General features: G+C 60.4%; 21 protein-coding genes. 16 read left to right on the top strand and 5 right to left on the bottom strand.

What is annotated here, in order from left to right; translation table 11 throughout:
* The first annotated feature begins 3 nt into the window (after positions 1 to 3).
* The 7 genes from ASE94_RS10020 (at position 4) to ASE94_RS09990 (ending at position 6,612) form a co-directional block, all read left to right on the top strand.
* Entirely contained in the window at positions 4 to 408 is a 405-nt protein-coding gene (locus ASE94_RS10020) for a hypothetical protein (protein ID WP_062630280.1), read from the top strand.
* Positions 405 to 1,784, top strand: a complete 1,380-nt coding sequence (locus tag ASE94_RS10015) for a pyruvate dehydrogenase complex dihydrolipoamide acetyltransferase (RefSeq protein ID WP_062630279.1) — start codon at positions 405 to 407, stop codon at positions 1,782 to 1,784. Before ASE94_RS10020 ends, ASE94_RS10015 begins: the two co-directional genes overlap by 4 nt.
* A gap of 9 nt (positions 1,785 to 1,793) precedes the next feature.
* Entirely contained in the window at positions 1,794 to 2,444 is a 651-nt protein-coding gene (locus ASE94_RS10010) for an SGNH/GDSL hydrolase family protein (protein ID WP_062630278.1), read from the top strand.
* A gap of 24 nt (positions 2,445 to 2,468) precedes the next feature.
* Positions 2,469 to 3,908: a dihydrolipoyl dehydrogenase gene (gene lpdA, locus ASE94_RS10005; protein WP_062630277.1), complete on the top strand. Its 1,440-nt coding sequence runs from the start codon at positions 2,469 to 2,471 to the stop codon at positions 3,906 to 3,908.
* Positions 3,909 to 4,089: 181 nt separating this feature from the next.
* Entirely contained in the window at positions 4,090 to 5,130 is a 1,041-nt protein-coding gene (locus tag ASE94_RS10000; protein ID WP_062630276.1) for a Gfo/Idh/MocA family oxidoreductase, read from the top strand.
* 88 nt (positions 5,131 to 5,218) lie between these two features.
* Positions 5,219 to 6,169 (top strand): lipoyl synthase, encoded by a 951-nt coding sequence (gene lipA, locus ASE94_RS09995; RefSeq protein WP_062630275.1) that lies wholly within the window; start codon positions 5,219 to 5,221, stop codon positions 6,167 to 6,169.
* Complete coding sequence (locus ASE94_RS09990; RefSeq protein ID WP_061911565.1) at positions 6,169 to 6,612, top strand: type II toxin-antitoxin system RatA family toxin; 444 nt, start codon at positions 6,169 to 6,171, stop codon at positions 6,610 to 6,612. Before lipA ends, ASE94_RS09990 begins: the two co-directional genes overlap by 1 nt.
* Positions 6,613 to 6,617: 5 nt before the next feature.
* On the opposite strand, the gene ASE94_RS09985 is transcribed toward ASE94_RS09990, so the two are convergent.
* Together ASE94_RS09985 and ASE94_RS09980 are read right to left on the bottom strand one after the other, a co-directional pair.
* Positions 6,618 to 7,121, bottom strand: coding sequence for a CinA family protein (locus tag ASE94_RS09985; protein ID WP_061911567.1), 504 nt, complete (start codon positions 7,119 to 7,121; stop codon positions 6,618 to 6,620).
* On the bottom strand, positions 7,121 to 8,317 hold the full coding sequence (locus ASE94_RS09980) for a bifunctional 2-C-methyl-D-erythritol 4-phosphate cytidylyltransferase/2-C-methyl-D-erythritol 2,4-cyclodiphosphate synthase (RefSeq protein WP_062630274.1): 1,197 nt from the start codon (positions 8,315 to 8,317) through the stop codon (positions 7,121 to 7,123). Before ASE94_RS09980 ends, ASE94_RS09985 begins: the two co-directional genes overlap by 1 nt.
* A 129-nt stretch (positions 8,318 to 8,446) precedes the next feature.
* Between ASE94_RS09980 and dusB the strand changes: the two genes are divergently transcribed.
* From dusB to ntrC, 3 genes are read left to right on the top strand one after another with little or no spacing between them, the layout of a single operon-like run.
* Positions 8,447 to 9,493 carry a tRNA dihydrouridine synthase DusB gene (dusB, locus tag ASE94_RS09975; RefSeq protein ID WP_348270966.1) on the top strand — a complete coding sequence of 349 codons (1,047 nt, stop codon included), beginning with the start codon at positions 8,447 to 8,449 and terminating at the stop codon, positions 9,491 to 9,493.
* Positions 9,490 to 10,620: an ATP-binding protein gene (locus ASE94_RS09970; RefSeq protein WP_244484014.1), complete on the top strand. Its 1,131-nt coding sequence runs from the start codon at positions 9,490 to 9,492 to the stop codon at positions 10,618 to 10,620. The genes dusB and ASE94_RS09970 overlap by 4 nt, the downstream gene beginning before the upstream one ends.
* Complete coding sequence (ntrC, locus tag ASE94_RS09965; protein WP_061911575.1) at positions 10,617 to 12,062, top strand: nitrogen regulation protein NR(I); 1,446 nt, start codon at positions 10,617 to 10,619, stop codon at positions 12,060 to 12,062. Before ASE94_RS09970 ends, ntrC begins: the two co-directional genes overlap by 4 nt.
* Here the strand turns inward: ntrC and ASE94_RS09960 are convergent.
* On the bottom strand, positions 12,059 to 12,958 hold the full coding sequence (locus ASE94_RS09960; protein WP_062630272.1) for a DMT family transporter: 900 nt from the start codon (positions 12,956 to 12,958) through the stop codon (positions 12,059 to 12,061). The two genes, ntrC and ASE94_RS09960, sit on opposite strands and share 4 nt — an antisense overlap.
* A gap of 217 nt (positions 12,959 to 13,175) precedes the next feature.
* Here ASE94_RS09960 and ASE94_RS09955 point away from each other — a divergent pair, with 217 nt between their 5' ends.
* The 4 genes from ASE94_RS09955 (at position 13,176) to hflX (ending at position 18,698) form a co-directional block, all read left to right on the top strand.
* A complete protein-coding gene (locus tag ASE94_RS09955; protein ID WP_062630271.1) occupies positions 13,176 to 15,503 on the top strand; it encodes a PAS domain-containing sensor histidine kinase in 2,328 nt (775 codons plus the stop codon).
* Positions 15,503 to 16,885: a sigma-54 dependent transcriptional regulator gene (locus tag ASE94_RS09950; protein ID WP_061911581.1), complete on the top strand. Its 1,383-nt coding sequence runs from the start codon at positions 15,503 to 15,505 to the stop codon at positions 16,883 to 16,885. The genes ASE94_RS09955 and ASE94_RS09950 overlap by 1 nt, the downstream gene beginning before the upstream one ends.
* A 185-nt stretch (positions 16,886 to 17,070) precedes the next feature.
* Entirely contained in the window at positions 17,071 to 17,322 is a 252-nt protein-coding gene (gene hfq, locus ASE94_RS09945; RefSeq protein ID WP_035078721.1) for an RNA chaperone Hfq, read from the top strand.
* 8 nt (positions 17,323 to 17,330) lie between these two features.
* Complete coding sequence (gene hflX / locus ASE94_RS09940; protein WP_062630270.1) at positions 17,331 to 18,698, top strand: GTPase HflX; 1,368 nt, start codon at positions 17,331 to 17,333, stop codon at positions 18,696 to 18,698.
* Here hflX and mazG read toward each other — a convergent pair.
* Positions 18,687 to 19,514 (bottom strand): nucleoside triphosphate pyrophosphohydrolase, encoded by an 828-nt coding sequence (gene mazG, locus ASE94_RS09935; RefSeq protein ID WP_062630457.1) that lies wholly within the window; start codon positions 19,512 to 19,514, stop codon positions 18,687 to 18,689. The two genes, hflX and mazG, sit on opposite strands and share 12 nt — an antisense overlap.
* Positions 19,515 to 19,836: 322 nt before the next feature.
* Between mazG and ASE94_RS09930 the strand changes: the two genes are divergently transcribed.
* Positions 19,837 to 21,060 carry an MFS transporter gene (locus ASE94_RS09930; RefSeq protein ID WP_062630269.1) on the top strand — a complete coding sequence of 408 codons (1,224 nt, stop codon included), beginning with the start codon at positions 19,837 to 19,839 and terminating at the stop codon, positions 21,058 to 21,060.
* A 6-nt stretch (positions 21,061 to 21,066) separates the two neighbouring features.
* Here ASE94_RS09930 and ASE94_RS09925 read toward each other — a convergent pair whose 3' ends face one another.
* Positions 21,067 to 22,413 (bottom strand): MFS transporter, encoded by a 1,347-nt coding sequence (locus tag ASE94_RS09925; RefSeq protein ID WP_062630456.1) that lies wholly within the window; start codon positions 22,411 to 22,413, stop codon positions 21,067 to 21,069.
* 427 nt (positions 22,414 to 22,840) lie between these two features.
* Here ASE94_RS09925 and ASE94_RS09920 point away from each other — a divergent pair, with 427 nt between their 5' ends.
* Positions 22,841 to 24,238, top strand: coding sequence for a DEAD/DEAH box helicase (locus ASE94_RS09920; protein WP_061907380.1), 1,398 nt, complete (start codon positions 22,841 to 22,843; stop codon positions 24,236 to 24,238).
* The last annotated feature ends 113 nt before the right edge of the window (positions 24,239 to 24,351 follow it).

Raw genomic sequence — 24,351 nt, 5'->3', positions numbered from 1 at the left:
CGAATGAAACTGCTGCAAACTATCTCTGTTCTATGTGCTGGTCTTTTCGGCGCCTCGGCAACGAGTGCCGAGCAGGTCGGCGAACAGGCACTGATAGTGCATTTTCAGTATAATTCGACTGACCTTGGCAACCTAGTTGAGCTTGAAAAGCAGCTTACTGCTGCAGTTGAAGGCGCGCAGTTGGGACAGGTTGACGGACATGAAATTGCGGTCGATGGATCAGATGGGTATCTTTATATCTACGGTCCTAGCGCGGATCGTCTTTTCGATGTCGTAAGCCCAATAATTGCAAAAACTAGTTACGTGACAAAACCCGTTGCTCGACTTCGCTACGGCGGGGTCGGCGACCCGAGTGTACTAGAAAAGATCGCCGATATTGGCGCGGAACCGGACAAGGGACCGAAATGAGCATTAATATCACCATGCCGGCGCTCTCTCCCACGATGGAAGAGGGCAAGCTTGCCAAATGGCACGTCAAGGAAGGCGACTCGGTCTCTTCCGGTGACGTGATCGCCGAGATCGAAACCGATAAGGCCACGATGGAAGTCGAGGCCGTCGACGAAGGCAAGATCGGCAAAATCCTCGTTGCCGAAGGCACGGACAATGTGAAGGTCAATGCCGTCATCGCCGTCCTGCTGCAGGAAGGCGAAGACGCCAGTGCCATTGGTTCGGGCGGGGCCAAGCCTGCCGAGGCGTCGAAGGCTGAGGCCAAGACCGAAGCGCCCAAGGGCGATGCGGGCACGCTGCAATATGACAAGGGCACGTCGACGACCTCGACCGCGCCTGTTGGCAATTCCAATTCCGGCTCCAGCGCGCCGAAGGCTGCTACTCCGGCTCCGGCTAAGTCTGAAGGCGGGCGCGTCTTCGCCTCGCCGCTCGCCAAGCGTCTTGCCAAGGAAGCGGGGATCGATCTCGCTTCCGTGGCGGGTTCAGGCCCCAAGGGTCGCGTGATCAAGGCTGACGTGGAAGCGGCGAAGTCCGGCAAGGGCTCTGCCAAGCCTGCTGCTGGTGCGCCGGCTGCTGCCGCTGCGCCTGCGACGGGCATGAGCAAGAACCAGGTCATGGCGCTCTACGAAGAAGGCACCTACGAGGTCGTGCCGAACGACGGCATGCGCAAGGTCGTGGCCGCGCGACTGACCGAAAGCAAGCAGACCGTTCCGCACTTCTATCTCACGCTCGATTGCAAGATCGATGCGCTGATGGCCGCCCGCGAGCAGATCAATACCGCGGCCCCCAAGAGCAAGGACGGCAAGCCCGGCTACAAGCTCTCGGTCAATGACTTCGTCATGAAGGCCTGGGCCATTGCGCTGCAGCGGGTGCCCGCCGCCAACGCTACCTGGGCCGGGGACTCGATCCTCTACCACAAGCGTTCGGACGTCGCGGTTGCCGTTTCCGTGCCGGGCGGTCTCTTCACGCCGGTGGTCAAATCCTGTGACACCAAGACCCTTCGCGAAATCTCGGAAGAGGTGAAGGATCTGGCGGGTCGCGCAAAATCGAAGAAGCTGGCGCCGCATGAATATCAGGGCGGTTCGTCCTCGGTGTCCAATCTCGGCATGTTCGGGATCAAGCACTTTTCGGCCGTGATCAACCCGCCCCATGGCACGATCCTCGCGGTCGGCGCCGGTGAAGAGCGCGTCTATCCCGAGAATGGTCAGATCAAGATCGGCCAGTTTATGACGGTCACGCTCTCCTGCGATCACCGCGCGGTCGATGGTGCCCTCGGCGCCGAACTGCTCGGCGTCTTCAAGGGGCTGATCGAAAACCCGGTGATGATGCTGGCTTAAGGAGGGGATATGAAAACCATCCTCGCCTATGGCGACAGCCTGACGTATGGGGCCAATCCGCAGCCGGGTGGTCCCCGTCATGCCTATGAGGATCGCTGGCCGACTGCGCTTGAGCGTGGTCTCGGCGGCGCAGCGCGTGTGATTGCCGAGGGTCTTGGTGGTCGCACGACGGTTTCGGACGACTGGTATGCGGCGGCCGATCGCAATGGCGGGCGCATCCTGCCGACAATCCTTGAAAGCCATTCACCGCTCGATCTCGTCATCATCATGCTCGGCACCAACGATCTCAAGCCCGCGATCTGCGGCTCGGCGATCGAAGCCTCGTTCGGCATGCGGCGGTTGGTGCAGATCATCCGCGGCCATTATGCCGGCAAGGGCGAACAGGCGCCTGAGATCATTCTCGTCGCACCGCCGCTCGTTTGCGACAGCGACAATGCTGACATGATGGGCCACTTCGGCGGCTATGAGCACGGGCTGAAGGAATCCAGCCAGTTCGCGACGCACTATGCCAAGCGGGCAGGGGAGTGGAACACCGGCTTCTTCGACGCCGCGACCGTTGCCAAAGCATCGCCGCTCGACGGCATTCATCTCGACGCGGCCAATACCCGCGCCATCGGCGAGGGCCTCGTGCCGCTCGTCAAACAAGTACTGGGCCTCTGAGCCCGACTCTTTCTGGAGGCCCTCATGGCTGACCAATACGATCTTCTCGTCATCGGCGCCGGCCCCGGCGGTTATGTCGCTGCCATTCGTGGCGCGCAGCTGGGCATGAAAGTCGCCATCGTCGAGCGCGAGCACATGGCGGGCATCTGCTCGAACTGGGGCTGTATCCCGACCAAGGCGCTGCTGCGTTCGGCCGAAATCTACGGCCATATGGGCCATGCCAAGGACTATGGGCTGACCGCCGAAAAGTTCGGCTTCGATCTCGACGGCATCGTCAAGCGTTCGCGCGCCATTGCGGCGCAGATGAACAATGGCGTGCAGTTCCTGATGAAGAAGAACAAGATCGACATCATCTGGGGCGAAGCGACGATCACCAAGCCGGGTGAGATCAAGGTTGCGCCGAGCAAGAAACCGGTCGTTCAGCCGCAGGGTCCCGTGCCGAAGAATGCGCTCGGCGAAGGCACCTATAAGGCCAAGAACATCATCATCGCGACTGGTGCGCGTCCGCGCGTGTTGCCGGGCATCGAGCCAGATGGCGACAAGATCTGGACCTATTTCGAAGCGCTGAAGCCGGCCGAAATGCCGAAGTCGCTGGTGGTCATGGGCTCGGGCGCGATCGGCATCGAATTTGCCTCGTTCTACCGTTCGTTCGGTGCCGAAGTGACCGTCATCGAGCTGCTGCCGAATATCCTGCCGGTGGAGGACGTCGAGATTTCCGGCCTTGCCCGCAAGCGTCTGGAAAAGCGCGGCATCAAGATCATTACCGAAGCTAAGGTCGCGACGGTCGAAAAGACCGGTAACGGCGTCGTTGCGCATGTCGAAACCAAGGACGGCAAGACCCAGCAGATCGCCGGCGACAAGCTGATCTCGGCTGTCGGCGTCATGTGCAATATCGAAGGCCTCGGCCTCGAAACGGTCGGCGTCAAGACCGAGCGCGGCGCCATCGTCATCGACCATTATGGCAAGACCAATGTCGACGGCATCTGGGCCATCGGCGACGTCGCTGGCCCGCCAATGCTGGCGCACAAGGCCGAGCATGAGGCTGTCATCACGGTCGAAAAGATTGCCGGGCTCAAGGTCCACGGTCTCGACAAGACCAAGGTGCCGGGCTGCACCTATTGCGAGCCGCAGGTGGCCAGCGTTGGTTTGACTGAAGCCAAGGCCAAGGAAGCCGGCCGCGAGATCAAGGTGGGCCGCTTCCCATTCGTGGGCAATGGCAAGGCGATTGCCCTTGGCGAGCCGGATGGCCTTGTTAAGACCATTTTCGACGCCAAAACCGGGGAACTTCTCGGCGCGCATATGATTGGTGCCGAGGTGACCGAGCTCATCCAGGGCTTCGTTGTCGCCATGAATCTCGAAACCACCGAAGAAGAACTCATCCACACCATCTTCCCCCATCCCACACTAAGCGAAACGATGAAGGAAAGCGTGCTCGATGCTTATGGTCGCGCGCTGAACATCTGATCGGCCGACGGTCGCTGGTGACCAGTGTCCGTCGTCACCACCGGGCTTGTCCCGGTGGTCTATGCGGATCCAAAGGAATCGCAGACCGCCGCGAGAGTGGGTTGCCGGGACAAGCCCGGCAATGACGACGATCCGGACAGTGCGGGCTTGGGAAGATCACCAAACCAGAGGAGTTATCCACATGGTCAAGGCAATTCAGATCGGCTTGGGACACTGGGGTTTCAGTTGGTCCAAAGAAGTTATCCCCAAAGTTCACGCTGTTGAAATGGTGGGCTATGTCGACACCAGCCCCGACGCCACGGCACGTGTTCAAGGGGAACTTGGGATCGATCCAAAACTCTGTTTTACGAGCCTCGATGAGGCGGCCAAGCGCACCGATGCAACGCTGGCAATTTGTACGCTGCGCACCGAAGCGCATTATCCGGTCGTCAAGCGCTGCCTCGAGCTTGGCTACAATGTCATCGTCGAGAAGCCCTTCACCACCACCATTGCCCAGGGCAAGGAGCTCGTTGCGCTTGCGGCTCAGCAGGGCAAGGTGCTGATGGTCAGCCAGAACTACCGGCACCAGCCGGGCCCGATCGCGGTCGCCGAGCTGATCGCCAACGGCAAATTCGGCGCCATGAACATGGTGTCGCTCGATTTCCGACGCCATGGTCCGACCCAGGGCTATCGCTATTGGGATATGCCCGATCCGCTCCTCGCCGACATGTCGATACACCATTTCGACCTGATGCGCTATGTGCTGGGCGACGAGCCGGTGCGGCTCTCTTGCCGTACGTGGAATCCGCCGGGCAGCCCATTCCATTTCCATCCGAGCGGCGTTGCGACGATCGAATTTTCGCGCGGCACCATGCTGTCCTATCGCGGCAGTTGGATGAATTCGGGTCCGGTGACGCCATGGGCGGGCGAATGGGTGATGGATGCGGCCGAGGGCCAGATTCGCTGGAGTTCGCGCGATCATTTCCGCGACAAGGCGGGCCCGGACGTGTTGACGCTACAGCCGATCGATCAGTCAGCGGAGACGGTTTCTTTATCGCCAGTCAAATATCCTGACCGCACAGGTACGCTCAACGCCATTGCCGGCGTCGTCGACACGGGGATCATCCCGACCGGGTTCAGCTCGGGTCAGGACAATCTTGGCTCGCTGGCGCTGGTGCAGGCCAGCATCATGTCGGCGTCGCGCGGCGGTGATTGGGTCGAAATGGAAGAAGTCCTGGGCTGAGTCTCGCAAACCAGCCTAGCAATAAGGCCGGGTTGAACCGGCCGCCCAAGGGAGCGATATAACGGGCACACGCCCAGACAGGACTATCATGGTCACGCTCATCGATAATGCGGCCCGCCCGCGCCATCCGGAAAAGGCCAATCGGCCCGAAAGCATCGTGCTGCGCAAGCCGGACTGGATTCGCGTCAAGGCGCCGGGCTCGCCGGTTTATAAGGAAACTCAGCAGATCGTGCGCGAGAACAATCTCGTCACGGTCTGCGAGGAAGCCGGTTGCCCCAATATCGGCGAGTGCTGGAGCAAGAAGCACGCGACCATGATGATCATGGGCGAGATCTGTACCCGCGCCTGCGCCTTCTGCAATGTGCGGACGGGCCTGCCGACCGCACTAGACCCCAACGAGCCGGAAAACGTCGCCAAGGCCGTAGCCAAGCTTGGCCTCGAGCATGTCGTCATCACATCGGTGGACCGTGACGATCTGGCCGATGGTGGTGCGCAGCATTTTGCCGGCGTTATTCGTGCGATCCGCGCCGCGACGCCCAAGACCACGATCGAAATCCTGACGCCGGACTTTCTGCGCAAGGATGGCGCCTTGGAGATCGTCGTGGCGGCAAAGCCCGACGTTTTCAACCATAACCTTGAAACAGTGCCGTCCAAGTATCTCAAGGTGCGTCCGGGCGCGCGCTATTTCCACTCGATCCGGCTGTTGCAGCGGGTCAAGGAACTTGATCCGACCATCTTCACCAAGTCCGGCATCATGGTGGGCCTGGGCGAAGAGCGGAACGAAGTCTTGCAGCTCATGGACGATCTGCGTTCGGCCGAGGTCGATTTCCTGACCATCGGGCAGTATCTGCAGCCGACCAAGAAACACTACCCGCTGCAGCGCTTCGTGACGCCGGAAGAGTTCAAGTCGTTTGCGACGGTCGCGACGGCCAAGGGCTTTCTACTCGTCTCCTCGAGCCCGCTGACCCGTTCGTCGCACCATGCCGGCGAGGATTTTGCGAACCTCAAGGCAGCGCGGCTGGCCAGGCTCGGACACTGATGAAGCGTTTCTTCGAGCGGCATGTGCCGCATCTGCCGCGCGCCATGTTCGATATCGTGGCCGATCTCGAAAGCTATCCGGCCTTCATCCCGAACTGCAAGGCGATGGACGTGCGTCCCGATCCTGCGGCGCGGGGCAAGGATGTGCGGCTCGCGCGCATGACGCTGCATTTCGGCCCGATCACGCAAGCCTATACGAGCCGCGTAACCTCGGACACCGAGGCGCTCACCATCGCCGCCAAGGCCGTTGATGGTCCCTTTGCCCATCTCGACAGCCTTTGGCGGTTCGAAGCCGAAGGGCAGGGGACGCGCGTGCGCTTCGAGATTGACTTCAAGATCTCCAACATGCTGATCGCCGCTGTGGCCGAACCGGCCTTTGCGGCGAAACAGGATGAGATCATGCGCGCCTTTGCCGAAGAGGCCGACCGCCGCTACGGCGACTGAAGGCTTCAGTCGGCTTCGTCTGTCGTCAGCACCTGATGCACAAGATCAAGCGCAGCGGCGACGGTTGCCTTGCGCACCGCGTCGCGGCCGATGTCTCCGAAGCGATGCTCGATGACGACCGTCGCGAGATCAGTCGATACGGCGACATAGACAAGGCCGATCGGCTTCTTATCTGTGCCGCCATCGGGGCCGGCTATGCCGGTGGCAGAGACGGCAACATCGACGCGGGCCGTATTGCGGGCGCCGTCGGCCATGGCGCGGGCGACCTGATTGCTGACCGCGCCATAATCGTGGATGAGGCGAGAAGGGACCTGGATCATCCGCGACTTGGCGGCATTGGAATACGTTATGTAGCCGCCATGGACCGCGGCGGACGAGCCGGGCACGTCGGTCAGGGCTGCTGCGATCAGGCCGCCCGTGCAGCTTTCGGCGGTGACGATCGTCTTGCTGCTGTCACGCAGCAGATCGATGATGTGTTTGCTGACGCTCGGTTCGGGGGATTTTGCCATCACTCATCCCTCGGCACTTCTACGCTTGCGCTTGCCATGGCCACGATACCTTCCTCCCGCCCGGTAAACCCGAGCCTTTCACTTGTCGTCGCCTTGACCGCAATGCGATCAGGCTTGATCCCCAGCGTCTGGGAAATCACAGTGCACATCGCCGGGACGTGTTTGGCAATCCTCGGCGCTTCACAAACGATCGTCACATCGAGGTTGACAATGCGCCCGCCGCGCTTTGCGACGAGATCGCCGGCATGTTTGAGGAAAATAGTGGAGGCCGCGCCCTTCCACTGCATGTCGCTCGGCGGGAAATGAATGCCGATATCGCCCTCGCCGATGGCGCCCAGAATGGCGTCGGTCAATGCATGGAGCGCGACGTCGGAATCGGAGTGGCCATTGAGCTTTGAATGGTGCTCGATGCGGACGCCGCCAAGCCAGACATGATCGCCGGGCTCAAAGGAATGGACGTCAAAGCCTGTGCCGACACGAGTTTCCATGGCGATATCTCCTTGGAGCATGCGCTCGGCGCGCTGAAAATCTTCGGGATGGGTGATCTTGATATTGTTGCGGTCGCCCATGACCATGGCCACGCGCATGCCCGCCCATTCGGCGATTTCGGCATCGTCGGTAAATTCGCGACGGACATTGCCGGCGCGCATATGGGCCGAAAAGATCTGTCCGAAGCGGAAGCCTTGCGGGGTCTGGGCAGCAGAGAGTAAGCGGCGATCTTCGGTGGCGACGACTTCGCGACCATCGAGCGAGCGCTTTATGGTGTCGGTGAGCGGCACGGTGGGCAGCGCGCCATCATACTGGCCAAGCACGGCGATGACGTCGCCAATGACCTTCGGGTCGGTGAAGGGGCGGGCTGCATCCTGAATCAGCACGAGATCGGGGCGGCTGGGTGCCAGGGCCTTCAGGCCCTCGAGAACAGAGGCTTGACGTGTAGTGCTGCCAGGGATCGGCGCGAGAATGCGCCGGTCGCTCAAGCCAAGAGCATCAAATCGCTCGGTATGATCGGGGTGGATGACTGGGAGGATCTGGCTGATCGCGTCGAAGGCGAGAAACGCGTCGATGGTGCGGGCGAGGACGGCGCGGCCAGCGATGGTGCGATACTGCTTGGGAGTTGCATCGCCACTGCCTTGGGCGCGCTCGCCTTTTCCCGCTGCGACGATGATTACGGCTATGGATTTTGGGCGTGTGGACATATAGGCAGATGCAACTCAACCGTCATACATCTGACTGGTCTAGCCCCGAGCATGCCATGCGGCAAGAGCACCGCTGGTTCCCGGTGGTCGCGCATTGGTTCTGTATTGCACAGGATATAAAAATGACTATTGTGCGGGCACCTCGCGCTAAATGGTCATTTCTGGGGCAGGCGATTGTCTGGTAGTGCCTTCACATTAAGCATTGGCGGCCACAGCCTTCGCAATCGCGCGCTGCTCGCGCCAATGGCTGGAATCACCGATCGGCCTTTTCGCGAGATCGCCGAGCGCTATGGCGCCGGCATGGTCGTTTCCGAAATGATCGCAAGTGCGGCGCTTGGGACTGGCCATGCGGATATGGTCAGGAAGCTGCGCAAGGCTGGCGGTTTGCCACATATGGTGCAGCTTGCCGGATGCGAGCCGACCTGGATGGCGGAAGGTGCGCGCATCGCCGCGGACGCGGGCGCCGATATCATCGACATCAATTTCGGCTGTCCTGCCAAGCGGGTGACGAGCGGCTATGCCGGCTCGGCGCTGATGCGGGTGCCGGATCAGGCGCTGGCCATCGTTGAGGCGGTGGTTGGCGCAACTAGCTCGCCGGTGACGGTGAAGATGCGGCTAGGCTGGGACGACGAGAGCCTCAATGCGCCGCAGATTGCGCGCATGGCGGTCGACGCTGGCGCGCAGATGATCACCGTGCATGGGCGCACGCGGCAGCAGTTTTATAAGGGCACGGCCCGCTGGGAGCTTGTACGATCGGTCGTGGAGGCCGTTTCGGTGCCTGTGGTCGTCAATGGCGACATTCTGGATGAAGCTGGTGCCCGGACGGCCCTCGAACAGTCAGGCGCGGCTGCGGTGATGCTCGGCCGCGGCGCACAGGGGCAGCCATGGCGCGTCGGCCAGATCGGCGCGGCGTTGGCGGGAGAACCTGTTGGTGAGGCGCCGACAGAGGATGCGCTGATCGCTCTGATCCAGGAGCACTATCAGGAAATGCTCATTGAATACGGCACCGAGGTCGGGCTGCGCGCCGCGCGAAAGCACCTCGATTGGTATGCCGAGGCGGCCAATCTCAATCTCGACAAACCCACCCGCAAGGCGCTGCTCGACAATGACCAGCCGGCAGAGGTCATCAAACTGATCGGGCGGGTGTTTTCAAATGACTGGAGTGTGGCCGCATGAACGCTGCCATGTCTGCCCTCGAATCTTTCCCGTCCCGCTCCGTGCTGCAGGCGCTGCCGCAGCCGATCATCGTGCTCGATGAATCGCGGAAAATCCAGTTCGTGAACTACGCGGCCGAGGCCTTCTTCGGTGCGTCGCTGAGTGTGCTGACGCGGCAGAAGCTCGATGACCTGATTGCTTTTGGTTCGCCCATCATTTCGCTGGTCGAGACCGTGATCACGCGCCGCGCGCCGATGACGGAATACCGGGTGCGGATTGGCTCGTCCCGATTTGGCGACGAGCGGATTGCCGACGTTTTCGCTAGCCCGATTTCGGACGAGGACGGCCGCGTGGCCGTTCTCATCCAGGAACGGACCATGGCCGACAAGATCGACCGCCAGATGGTTTCGCGCGGTGCAGCGCGGTCGGTGACGGGTCTCGCGGCCATGCTGGCGCATGAGATCAAGAACCCGCTCTCTGGTATTCGCGGTGCGGCGCAACTCTTGGAGCAGACGGTTTCGGCGGATGAAATTCCGCTGGCTCGGCTGATCCGCGAGGAGACGGACCGGATCGTTGGCTTGATCGATCGAGTGGAGGTGTTCGGTGACGAGCGTCCGATGGAGCGCGAGCCGATCAATATCCACGTCGTGCTCGACCGCGTGAAGCTTCTGGCGCGCAACGGTGTCGCGCGCGGGATTACCTTTTCCGAGGAATATGATCCGTCGCTGCCGCCGGTGTTTGGCAACAGGGATCAACTGATCCAGGTGTTCCTAAACTTGGTGAAGAATGCCGCGGAAGCCCTTGAGCGTACACAGAAACCCGAGATAAGCCTCTCGACCGCGTTCCGTCCTGGCATTCGCATTAGTGTTGCTGGCGTCGCTGAGCGTATTTCGCTGCCGCTCGAGATCGTCATCGAGGACAATGGCCCTGGCGTATCCCCAGACACTTTGCCTTTCCTCTTCGATCCGTTTGTCACGACGAAGACCAATGGCTCGGGTCTCGGTCTGGCTTTGGTCGCAAAAATCGTCGGCGATCATGGCGGTGTCATTGACTGCGACAGCCGGCCGGGCCGCACGCGGTTCCGTATTCTCCTGCCCGTTGCGAGCGGCGCCTTCCAACAAAGCCCTGAAGAGGTATCGACGAAATGAGCCATGTTGTCTTGCTCGCTGACGACGATGCCGCGATCCGCATGGTGCTCAACCAGGCGCTGACCCGCGCCGGTTACGAAGTGCGCCCGACGGGCAATATTTCCACGATGTGGAATTGGGTGAGCCGTGGGGAAGGGGATGTGCTGATCACCGACGTCGCCATGCCCGATGGCAATGCCTTTGAGGTGATGCCCAAGATCAAGAAGCTGCGGCCCGATCTGCCGATGATCGTGATGTCGGCGCAGAATACGTTCATGACGGCCATCCGCGCATCGGAAGTTGGCGCCTACGAATATCTGCCGAAGCCGTTCGATATTACCGAAGTGCTGTCGGTCGTTTCTCGCGCACTGGCGGACGCCAAGAAGCCCAGCAATGCGGAGCGCAAGGCTGAAGAGCAGGGCGATTCCATGCCGCTGGTGGGCCGCTCGCCCGCCATGCAGGACATTTACCGCGCTCTTGCCCGATTGATGCAGACCGACCTCACGGTGATGATCACGGGCGAAAGCGGCACCGGCAAGGAATTGGTAGCGCGCGCGCTCCATGACTTCGGCAAGCGCCGCAATGGGCCGTTCGTTGCCATCAATATGGCCGCCATCCCGCGTGATCTCATCGAAGCCGAACTATTTGGGCATGAGAAGGGCGCCTTTACGGGGGCGAACACGCGCTCTTCGGGCCGGTTCGAACAGGCCGAGGGCGGCACGCTTTTCCTCGACGAGATCGGCGATATGCCGATGGACGCGCAGACACGTCTGCTACGCGTGTTGCAGGAGGGTGAATATACGATGGTGGGTGGCCGGAGCGCCATCAAGACCAATGTACGCATCGTCGCGGCGACGCACCGCGATCTTAGCCAGATGATCCGTCAGGGCTTGTTCCGCGAAGATCTCTACTACCGACTCAATGTCGTGCCCATCCGCCTGCCGCCGCTGCGCGAGCGCATAGACGACATCTCCGATCTGGTGCAGCATTTCCTGCGCGCGGCGGAGCGCGAAGGCGAGGCGCCAAAGACGATTGCGCCCGATGCCATTCGGCTGATGCAGAACTATTCCTGGCCGGGCAATATTCGCGAGCTGGAAAACCTCGTGCGACGCCTGTCGGCGCTTTATGCCGACGAGAGCATTTCGGCGGAGATCGTGCAGAACGAACTCAACATTTCCGATCGTCCAGTGGCGGTTGCGGGAGTTGGGCCGGTGGACGTTTCGACGGCGGTCGAAAGCCATGTCGGGCAATTGCTGCGCGAGTACGAGCCGAACCTGCCGCCTGCCGGGCTCTATCAGCGGGTGATCGACCGGGTCGAGGCGCCGCTGATCGCCATGGCGCTCAACGCGTGTGGTGGCAACCAGATCAAGGCGGCGGACCTGCTAGGTCTCAACCGAAACACCTTGCGCAAGAAGATCCGGACGCACTCGATCGAGATCGTCAAACATAGCCGCAGGAACTAGCGCCGCATCTGATTGCGGCGGGTTCTATGTTCGGTCAATGCCAGGACAAAACCAGCCGCAACAACAAAGCCGGCGCCGACATAGACGTTGAGCAGCGGCGTCTCGCCCCAGAAAAGATAGCCGAAGACGAAGGCCCAGATGAGGGCGCCGTACTCGACCGTTCCCAGCACACTGGCCGGCACCAGTTTTGCCGATTCGACGAGGATGAACTGGGCGGAGCCGCCGACGAGACCGGCGGCCAGGACGAAGGCAAGCTCCGTTGGTCCCATACCCTGCCAAAGCGGGATGCTGACGACGCCCATCACCACGGCATGGATGAGGTTTTGGGCAAAGACCTGCACGAGGGCGCTATCCGACTTGGAGATGGTGCGCATGAGGATCATGGACACGGCCCAACTGAGAGCGGCGAGCAGCACCATGATAACAGGCAGGGTCAGCGTGAAGCCGCTGGGATTTGCCGCGACGACGACGCCGAAAAAGCCGATGGCGGCGGCGCCGACACGGGCGAGGGTCAGCCGCTCCTTGAGGAAGATGACCGCCAGGATGGTGGTGAGAACTGGCGCGAAATAATAAAGCGTCGTCATCTCGGCGAGCTGCAAGTCGCGGCCGGCACTATAGTACATCACCCAGGCCGCCAGTGTGAGCAGGCCGCGGCCGAGGATCATGCCGCGATTGGACGACGCAACGAGCCGCGGGAACATCCAGCTTTTGCCGATCACCATGCAGAGAATGACGATGATGACGCCGCGGACAAAGAGAATTTGGGCGGCCGGCAGGGCGTGGATAATGCCTTTGATGAAGGCGTCATGGACCGCGAAAAGTGTATAGGCCGTAATGCCCATGGCCATGCCCTTGAGGCTGGCGGAATCGGTGGCGGGAAAAGCGGGGGTGGTCAATTTCGATGCTCGAGGGAGAGCGTCTGTTTGCGCTGGGATGCCGGACTTGTCCAGCCGGAGGATTTCCCCAGCTCACGGGGCAGTGTCACATTTCGGCAACAATTATCTTGAAGGGTGCGGCGATTTCAGTCAGGCTTTGCTGCCTAGGATGCCGTGTGCCGCGCTTTGATCGTGCTGCAGGTATTGCCACAACCAGCCGGAGCGAACCGATTAGTGCATGACTGAGTTGGTCAGCGATGACATAGCCGCACAAGCCGACACCAAGGCGCGGACGGCGGATCAGCGTTCTCTGTTCTCCGGCGAGGGGAATGGGCCATTGCGTGTGCTCGGCTTCCTTGTCGTCTTTGCATCCGTGCTCATGTCTTCGGTGTCGTTCCTGATCCTTTCGGGCACGACCAATATCGAGCCGTCCGCCGAAGTCTGGACGATCATCTGGGTCGTTACCGGGCTGCTCGTGCTGCTGGTGCTTGCGCTGGTGGTGACCGAGGCAGTCTTGCTGTTTCAGGCGCGGATGCAAAAGCAGCCGGGTTCAGCGCTTCAGGTTCGCATGGTCGCCATGTTTGCCGTCGTGGCCGGCATCCCGGCCATTCTCGTGGCCATCGTGGCCACCATTGCGCTTAACCAGGGCCTTGATCAGTGGTTCTCGGATCGCACCCGGTCGATGGTGGAGAGCAGCCGACTTGTCGCGCGCTCCTATATGCTCGAACACGCCCAGGTTTTGCGCGACGACATCATATGGGTAGCCAGCGAACTCGAGCAATCCCACTCTACCTATCTTGCGGATCGCCAGCGGTTCGAGCGCATTCTGACCGCGCTTGCCGTGACGCGTTCGCTGCCATTTTCCTCGCTGCTCGACAGCAATGGCAACGAAATCATGCGGGCGCAGATCAGCGTGGGCGGGTCTTATCCCAAGCCACCGGCAGGGGTAACGGAGGGCGTTGTCGAGGGCATCCCGACGCAGATTGCGCCCGGGTCGACACAGTTCGTCGGCTCGATCATCAAGCTGCGCGGCTATGACAATGTGTTCCTGTTCGTGGCGCGGCCTGTGGACGCCGAAGTGCTGCAATATATGCGGCTGACCGACGACAATATCACCGAATATCGGCAATATGCGTCGAACCGGCTGGTGTTCCAGATTACCTTCACCATCATGTATGTCGGCCTTGTGGTGGTGCTGCTGCTGTCAGCGCTTTGGATTGGTATTGCGCTCGCCAACCGCTTCGTCGACCCGATCAGAAACCTGATGATCGCATCGCGCCGGGTGAGTGGCGGCGATCTCGATGTGCGCGTACCGGTGCAGGAGGGGCGGGGCGATCTCCGCGACCTCTCCAACGGCTTCAACCGCATGACTCAGCAGCTCAAGACGCAGCGCGAAGAGCTGCTGATGGCCAACGAGGTCAACGAAAAGCGACGCCAGTTCACCGAGGCCGTGGTGGAAGGCGTGTCAGCCGGGATTATCGGGCTTGATCCATTTGGCGCGGTAACGCTGGCCAATGCGCGGGCCTGTGAAATGCTGGGCCATTCTGAAATCGAGATGATGGGCGAGCGGATGGAAGACATCCTTCCCGAAATCGCGCAGGCCATCGACAAAGCGAAATCGGCGCGGCGCGGGCAGGTGCGCGACCAAATCCAGCTTGGCAACGAAACCAACCGGCGCATCTACCAGATCCAGCTCACCCGCGAAGGGTCGATCACCGAATCCAAGGGCTATGTCCTCACCTTCGACGACATCACCGAACTTGAATCGGCGCAGCGCACCAGCGCCTGGGCCGACGTTGCGCGCCGCATTGCGCATGAAATCAAGAACCCGCTGACGCCAATCCAGCTTTCCGCCGAGCGCCTGCGGCGGCGCTATGGCGCCAAGCTCGAAGACGATCGCGATGTTTTTGATAAATGCATCAATACGATCGTGCGGCAGGTGGGCGATATCGGGCGGATGGTCGACGAGTTCTCCGCCTTTGCGCGCATGCCTGAGGCAGCGCCCGAGGTGGCTGACTTATCCGACACAATCCGGCAAGCTGTGTTTCTCGAAAGCGTTCGGCTGCCGGAAGTTGCAATTGTCACCGAATTGCCGGATGACACGGTCTATGCCTGGTTCGACACGCGGCTCGTGTCGCAATCCCTCACCAATCTGATCAAAAACGCGGTCGAGGCATTCGAAGGGCTGGATTTGGGGGCCGACTGGCAGCCCACGATAAAAGTGGAAGCCCACTATGAGGGCAATCACGCCCGGGTGTCGGTATCTGACAATGGCAAGGGGTGGCCGGCGGAAAACCGCCAGCGGCTGCTCGAGCCTTACATGACGACTCGGGAAAAAGGCACGGGCCTGGGTCTCGCCATCGTTGCGCGCATCATCGAACAACATGGCGGCATAACTGAACTGATCGACGCTGAACCTGATGAACAGGGCAGGGTGGGGGCTTGCGTGACATTCACGCTGCCACTGCGTGCCCCACAAAAGACCAACGAGAAGGACAATCCGGAGCGCGGCTCTGAATTGCCCCAGAAGGAGGAATCGCTGATGCCAGCGATTGTTCACGAGTAATGGCACTAGACATTCTGATCATCGACGACGAAGACGATATTCGCGATCTGATCGCCGGTATCCTAGAGGATGAAGGCTTCGACACGCGACAGGCGCACGACGCCGACAGCGGGCTCAACGAAATTGCGCGACGGCGACCAAGCCTCGTGTTCCTCGACATCTGGATGCAGGGCTCGCGCCTCGACGGGTTGCAGCTGCTCGACGTCTTCCAGAGCCAGCATCCCGACATGCCGGTGGTGATGATTTCGGGCCATGGCAATGTCGAAACAGCGGTTTCGGCCATCCGGCGTGGCGCCTACGACTATATCGAAAAGCCATTCAAGATCGACCGGCTGCTCCACGTAACCCAGCGGGCGATGGAAGCCACGCGGCTTCGGAGCGAAGTGGCCGAGCTCAAGGAGCGTTCGGCTGGAAAAAATGCCGACATGGTCGGTAACTCCCCCTCTCTCCAGCAAATCCGCGGCCTGATCGAGAAGTCAGCGCCGACCAATTCGCGCATTTTCATTGCGGGCCCGTCCGGCGCCGGCAAGGGCCTAGTGGCGCGGCTGATCCATCAGCGCAGCCCGCGCAGCGACGCTCCCTTTGTGGAGATCAACGCTTCGCTCTACGCGCCCGATGAGGTGTCCGTGGTGCTGTTCGGGCGGGAAGCCAGGGACAAGTCGGGACTTCTGCAGGTCGAGGTGGGCGCGCTCGAGCGGGCACATGGTGGCACGCTCTATCTGTCGGAAGTGACCACACTGCCGCCGCAAGTACAGACCGCCTTGTTGCGCACGCTGGTTGAAAACCGGTTCAACCGCGTGGGCGGTGCCCAAGCTGTACCAATCGATGTGCGCATCATTTCGTCCAGTTCGCAGAATATTTCGGCGCTGACCGAGGGCGGCGAATTCCGCTCCGATCTTTTCCATCGGCTCGCCATCGTGCCGGTTCAGCTTGTGCCCCTCAAGGAACGCCGCGAGGATATTCCGCCGCTGGTCAGCGTCTTCATCGAGCAGATCTGCCGCATGCATAACCTGCAGCGCATCAGTATCGGCGAAGACGCCATCGCTGTTCTCCAGGCGCAGGACTGGCCGGGCAATGCGCGCCAGCTCCGAAATTCCATCGAGCGGCTTCTCATCCTGATGAAGGATCAGCAGCCGGAGAATGGTGTAATTACCGCGACCATGTTGCCTTCGGACATAGGCGAGGTGCTGCCGACGGTTGGAGACACCGACACCTCGGCGCACCTTATGAGCTTGCCGCTTCGCGATGCGCGCGAAGTGTTCGAGCGCCAATATCTCCTCGCGCAAATCGAACGGTTTGGCGGAAACATCTCCAAGACCGCAGAGTTTGTGGGCATGGAGCGCAGCGCTTTGCACCGCAAGATCAAGTCACTAGGGCTGTGATGGCGCACTAAATCGGCAGTGTGCCATGCATCCGCCGCGGGTAGGCAGAGACGGGGATGTGTGGCATAGTTGTAATTGTATCATAATTCCGGATGGACGACGACTGGGCGGCAGTTTTCGTGATATTCGGACGCAAGCGATTGCGACATAACAGCGACAATAAATGCCGCGGCAAAGAGGCCTAAATGCCCAGCGAGAAGCAGCAAAATCTGCAGGATTCCTTTCTCAATCACGTGCGCAAGCAGAAGGTGCCGGTCACGATATTTCTCGTGAATGGCGTCAAGCTGCAGGGCGTGATCACCTGGTTCGACAATTTCTGTCTGTTGCTGCGCCGTGACGCGCAGTCCCAACTGGTCTATAAGCACGCCATCTCGACGATCATGCCGGGCGCGCCAATCCAGCTGTTCGATCCAGAACAAAACAACGACCACGACTGACGGATCATATGGACGATTTCGACGAGGAGGATGGTCGCCACCCAGGCGGCCCCAAACCCTATATTGACAGGCAAGAGCAGCCCACGCGCACTGGCCTCGTCTGCCCTGATGTGAGGGGCAAATCGTCCAGCCACAGCATCGAGTCCCGCAAGGCTGAATTCGAGGGTCTGGCAGAGGCCATTCGGCTCGATATCAAATTTTCCGAGATCATGAAGGTCCGGGAAATCCGGCCTGCGACTTACCTTGGCGGCGGCCATGTCCAGTCCCTTGCTGAAAAGGTGAAGGCCGAGGATATCGAGCTTCTGCTGGTCGATGCGGCGCTCACACCTATCCAGCAGCGCAATCTCGAACGCGAAACCGCCACCAAGGTGCTCGATAGGACAGCGCTGATCCTTGAAATTTTTGGCGAACGCGCCGCGACCCGCGAAGGCGTGTTGCAGGTCGAGCTCGCCCATCTCAATTACCAGAAGGGGCGCCTGGTGCGCTCCTGGACCCACCTTGAACGCCAGCGTGGCAGCGGCGGCACAGGCTTTATGGGTGGTCCCGGCGAAACGCAGATCGAAAGCGACCGCCGGCAGATCACCGATCGTATCGTCTTGCTCGAAGATCGGCTCGATAAGGTCAAGAAGACGCGCGCCCAGCAGCGGCAACAGCGTACTCGCGCGGCGATCCCGGTCGTCGCGCTCGTTGGCTACACCAATGCCGGCAAATCGACGCTGTTCAACCGGCTGACGGGGGCAGGGGTCTTTGCCGAAGACCTGCTCTTTGCGACGCTAGATACGACGGTGCGCAAGATCGAATTGCCCCATGGCCGCGAGGTGATGCTGAGCGACACGGTCGGGTTCGTTGCGGACCTGCCGCACGACCTTGTGGCCGCGTTCCGCGCGACGCTGGAAGAGGTCGTGGACGCCGATATCATTCTCCACGTGCGCGACATAGCCAATCCCGATCATGCCGCCCAGGCTGAAGATGTGCTCACCGTGCTCGATGAGCTTGGTGTGTCATCGGAAAACACGCCAGTGGTCGAGGTCTGGAACAAGATCGATCTGCTCGAAGAGCCCCAGCTGACCTTGGCTGCAGCGGCGCCGGCCGGCAAGGTGCTGGCGAGCATGCCGGTTTCGGCCCATACCGGCGCGGGCATAACGGAACTGCTCGAACTGATCGAGCGGTCCCTTGGCGAGCAGAGCCGGACCTACCATGTCCATGTGCCACACAGCGCCGGCAGCGATATCGGTTGGCTGCATGGCAATGCCGAAGTCATTTCGCGCGATGAGCCGACCGAACAGGGTCAGGACTACGTCGTGCGTGTCGATCCCCGGCACAAGGCAGCGTTTCTGGAGAGGTTCAACGGCCGGATTGCCTTGTCAGATCTCTGACGGGGCTTTCTGCTTGTCCGCAGCGCGGATCTCGTTCCAATAAGCGTCGAGCCGCTCAAGACCGGCGTCGGGGGCTGCAATGCCGTCCTCGCGGCAGCGGGCTTCGACATAGTGAAATCGGCGCGTAAACTTAGCATTGGCGTCGCGCAGTGCGGCTTCCGGATCAACGCCGGCGTGGCGCGCCAAATTGCTGATCGCAAAGAGAAGATCGCCGATTTCCTCATGGACGGCGTGCTGATCGGCGGCGGCCTTGGCCTCCTCGACCTCTGCCAGTTCCTCGCGAACCTTTGCCATTACGGAATCAAAATCTGGCCAGTCGAAGCCAACTTTCGCGGCCTTTTTCGTGAGCTTTTCTGCACGTGTCAGGGCAGGGAGTACCTGGGGTACGTCGTCAATCGCCGACGATGATTTGGCTGCCTGGCGCGCGGCCTTGGCCTTCTTTTCCGCCGCTTTGACGCTTTCCCAACTGATCTGAGCACCAGCGGCGCTATCGGCAGTTTGATCGCCAAAGACGTGCGGATGGCGGCGGATGAGCTTTTCGGTGATGGCGTAAATCACATCGCCAATATCGAAATGGCCGACTTCCTTGGCCATCTGAGCGTGGAAGATTGGCTGCAAGAGCAGATCGCCAAGCTCCTCGCGCAGATCGTCAAAATCCTGACGCTCGATCGCATCTGCAACTTCATAGGCTTCCTCGATCGTGTAGTTCCGGATCGTCGAAAAATCCTGCTCCAGATCCCACGGACATCCGGAAACAGGATCGCGCAGGGCCGCCATGATCTCGATGAGCCGGGCGATATCGCGAGACGGTTGCATGCTGGGCTCCAAGGACGGTGGATCGACCTCGGCGTCGTTACATCAAAGGCGGGGGGCCGTCACCCAAAAGCCAAGCGCACTTCATTCGCATAATATATATTATGGAACTTTTATCTGTGAAACTGCTGGTTTCTCAGTTATTTGGCTCTGAATTGCGCGTTTGATATGGGCACGCGAATTTCGCCGCCTTGGACAAACCCACCCGAGCCTGCCACCGGTTATCTCCTTGAACCTGCCTCGGCTCAAACTATTTGCTTGCTCGCGTCGAAAATGAGCGCTCTCGTTCGTCTTGAAGGCATATTCCATGTGGAGGACCTTCGGAATGGAACGGCACTATGGTTGGGTGATTGTCGCTGCAGGCGCAGTCATCACCTGTTTGGCAATGGGCGCCATGTTTGCCCTGCCAGTCTATCTACAGCCTATCGCTGACGAAACCGGCTGGACGCGGGCCGGCATTTCCGGCGCCATGACCATCGGCTTCGTCGTCATGGGCGTTGCCGGATTTTTGTGGGGCACGTTGACGGATCGCATCGGCGCGCGGCCCGTAGTGCTGATCGCGGCGGTCATGCTCGGGCTCGGATTGTTCGTGGCCAGCCGAGCGACGAGCCTCCTGGTGTTCCAGATCGCCTATGGCGGATTGGTCGGCGCATCGGGCGGCGCGTTTTTTGCGCCGTTGATCGCGACCACTTTGGGCTGGTTCGATAAGAACCGTAGCCTCGCCGTTTCGCTTGTGTCGCTGGGCGGCGGCATCGCACCCATGGTTATAACGCCTCTGGCGACAGTATTGATCGGCGCGATCGGTTGGCGCGATGCGATGATGTATACGGCGGTCGCCGCGACGGCGCTGATCGTCCCAGCAGCGTTCCTCATCCGGCGCGCGCCTGCCGCCAGCATGGCCGCGCCAACGCCCGGCAGCGATGTTGCGCCAGCAGAACCCGCTCCGACAAATATGGCGGCGATCTTCCGCAAGCCGCAATTCTTCATTCTTGCCGGCGTCTTCTTTCTCTGCTGTGCGGCACATTCCGGGCCGATCTTCCACACAGTCAGCTATGCGATGCTTTGCGGCGCGTCGGCTCTTGCGGCAGCCAGCATTTACAGTGTCGAAGGCGTTGCGGGGCTGTTCGGCCGCCTGATCTTTGGCGTGCTTGCTGACAAGATCGGCGTGAAGCGGGTGATCGTCGGCGGCTTGGCGCTGCAATCGATCGGCATTTATTGCTATATCTATGTCGGCGAGTTGCAGCAGTTCTACATGTTGGCCGCCGTGCTCGGCATGGTCTATGGCGGCGTCATGCCGCTCTATTCGGTGCTGGCGCGCGACTATTTCGGCCCCAATGTCATGGGCACCGTTCTTGGCGGCATTACCATGACGTCGTCGATCGGCATGGCCTTTGGCCCAGTCGGCGGCGGTTGGCTGTTTGATACTTTTGGCGACTACCATTGGCTTTACGTCGCTTCGGCCGCTGTTGGGCTCGCCGGCGCCGCGCTGGCGCTGGCTTTCCCGCCCAAAAGCGTCGATGAGCCGCCGGCAGAAGCTATCCCAGCCTAGCCTCGTTCAGGCGGGATTGGCGACAGCCGTCCCGCCATCCTCATCATCATCCTTGTTGTTGCGATACGCCGCCGAGAGCTGGCGATAATAGCGCGAGTTGAACGCAAGGATGGTGACGAGAAGTCCCACAAAGCCTGCGATCGTAAAAACCAGCGCAATGCCGCGCGCCGGCCCTGTGCCGAACCATGCCCCGATCGTAGCGGCCCCTGCCCCATCCGTCATGAAGGGGATAACGACGAACTGCGTCAGCGGCCCGATGAGAAATGCCGTCAACGGCGAGGCCGCCTGTTCAACCGATTGGGCAAACCCAAAAACGCGACCCTGACGCTCGAGCGGCACCACTTTTTGCAGTGTCGTGTGCTCCGCAGCTTCAGCAAATGGCCCCAGCAGCATCCAGACGAAACATCCAGCGGCCAGAAGCCAGATGGAGGATTGCAGCGTGAACACGCAGCAGACCGCCCAGGTAATCGCATTCACCATCAGCAGTGTCTTCAATGGATTTTTGCCGAGCCCGGTTTTGGAAATGATGATCCCGCTGGCAATGAATGCCGTCGACAGCACGCCAAACAGGAGACCCCATACCTCGACCGAAACCAGCGACAATCCATAGGCGTCCAGCAGCGCCATGAAGATGCCGCCGAGGAAATTGTTGAAAGTAGCAAAAAAGATCAGCGCGAAAAGTCCGGGCACGCCAGCAATGACTCTTATGGTGCCAGCGATATCGACACGCTTGGGCTCTGATGGCTGATCGCCGTCGACAGGCGCCCTGCCCTCATCGATTTTCACGGATAGCAGGTGCAGATAGGCAAGAGCCGTCGCCGAGAGCGCAAGAGCCAACACGCCCAGCATGCCGCCATAGGCCACGAGCAGACCCGAGATCACCGAGGTCGTCAGGAATCCGATGCCCGACACCATGCCAACCAGACCATTGGCCTTATCGCGCTCCGGTTCCGGAATGAGAATGGTCACCAAGGTTGGCAAGGCGATGGAGCGGATATTGCCGGCAATCACGCCGAGCATGACGGTCAGAATAAACGCCCAAAAATAAATCCCATAGGGGTCGCGAAACGCGCCCTCCGGCTCGGTCAGCACCAGGATGAACCCGATCAGGTAAAATGCTTCTGAGGCGAGGCTCGAGCCGAGCATGCTCAGGCGCTTGGAATTATGGTCCACGATCGAGCCGAACCAGAAGCCAAAGGCCGCGGTGAAGACCAGATAGATCCCGGCCACCATGCCCGTGGCGAAAACCGATTGGGTTTCGAGGAAGACCCAAAATGTCACCGCGAACCACACGGTAAAATTTGTAATATTGGCGACAAGATTATTCGCCAGCAGATGGTGGAAAGGCCGCATGATCATCCTCACTGAAGTCTGATCGTCTTTGCCAAAGATAGATTATCCCGGCTGACAGATCGTGTCAGCGTCTCTCCCAAGACGAATGTGAGGCCTCGCTTTCGACACGCCGAGCCATTGAACTGTCTTTCGCACGAAGTCTTCGTGGTCAGGCGGCATTCACCAAAGCAGCTAAAATAGGCCAAGACCGTTGACACTCAAGGGCTTTGCGCTATGGTCCGCGCCGCAAGGTTCGACCGGGCTCAAATATTTACTGGGCGCAAGTATCACTATTGCTCGCGTTTACTAGGGCTTCGGTCTGCCGAAGTGTTGGGTTTTGGGCCACGGACCCCGACACGGGCTTTGCATTTGATTTCCGCGGTAAGCCGCCCCGAGCATTTCGCTCCGGCCCGTTTCCCGGATGACACGCTGAGTGGATTCTCTGACGTTGACAGACGATTTTTCTGGCCTTGGCCTTTCGAGCAAAGTTACCGACGCAGTCTCCGCTGCGGGGTATACAAAACCGACTGAAATTCAGTCGCAGGCCATTCCGCACCTTCTGCAGAAGAAGGATCTGATCGGCATCGCGCAGACCGGCACCGGGAAGACGGCTTCGTTCGTTCTGCCCATGCTGACGCTGCTCGAAGCAGGGCGCGCCAGGGCCCGCATGCCGCGCACGCTCATTCTCGAACCGACGCGCGAACTTGCGGCGCAGGTTTCGGAGAATTTTGAAAAGTACGGCAAAAACCATCGCCTCTCGATGGCGCTGATCATCGGCGGCGTATCGTTCGAGGACCAGAACAAGAAGCTCGATCGCGGCGTCGACGTGTTGATCGCGACACCAGGTCGTCTGCTCGACCAATTCGATCGCGGCAAGATCCTGCTGACGGGCGTCGAAATCCTCGTTATCGACGAAGCCGATCGCATGCTCGACATGGGCTTTATCGACGATATCGAAAAGATCTGTTCGCGCCTGCCGCCGCGTCGCCAGACCATGCTGTTCTCGGCGACGATGGATCCGCAGATCGAGCGCCTGACCAAGAAATTCCTGCGCGATCCCGTACACGTGCAGGTTTCGCGGACGGCGTCGACGGCTGATACGATCGACCAGAAGCTGGTGAAAGTTTCGTCGCGGCCCGATCAGAAGCGCGCCATGCTGCGCGCCCGGATCGATGCAGCCGAAGGGCTGACCAACGCCATCATCTTCTCCAATCGCAAGCGCGACGTGGCCACCCTCGCCCGTTCGCTGCAGCGCCACGGCTATAGCGCCGGTTCGCTGCATGGCGACATGGATCAGAAGAGCCGCATGGAAACGCTGGATGCTTTCAAATCCGGCAATCTTTCGTTGCTCGTCGCCAGTGACGTCGCGGCCCGCGGCCTCGATATTCCGGCGGTTAGCCACGTGTTCAATTTCGATGTGCCTGTCCACGCCGAAGATTATGTGCACCGCATTGGCCGCACGGGTCGCGCCGGTCGTGCCGGCACGGCCTACACCTTTGTCGGCCCCAGCGACGAAAAGCATCTCGACGCCATTCTAAAGCTGATCCAGAAGCCTATCGAATACCTTGATGTTGCGCCGGTAGCCTCGTCGCAGGATGCCGAGGAAGAGCCGCGCGAAGAAAAACCTGCACGGACCTCGCGCCGCCGCTCGTCGCGCCGTGGCGAACCAGCCGAGGCGCCTGTTGCCGCCAGCGAACCAGCGCCAAAGCGCCAGAGTCGGCAGCGGCCTAAAGACACGCCAGCGGTATCGTCCGATATCGTGCCTGGATCGCCATTCGGTGATGCAGGACCGATTCCCGCGTTTCTGCTTCGTTCGGCGCGGATTGCCGAACAAGAAGCGGAATAAATTACTGGCCGGGTTGGAAAATTGCTACCAGCGCGCTTGTCTTGCAATTGGTATGACTTGTAAATGACTTTGACGTAAGACTGATTTGCTGATGGTTGGCGCAACGAGGCGCG

Source organism: Devosia sp. Leaf64, from assembly GCF_001421945.1.
Taxonomy (GTDB): domain Bacteria; phylum Pseudomonadota; class Alphaproteobacteria; order Rhizobiales; family Devosiaceae; genus Devosia.
The sequence above is the reverse complement of the archived record's forward strand: the minus strand, read 5'-3'. Positions and strand labels throughout refer to the sequence as shown.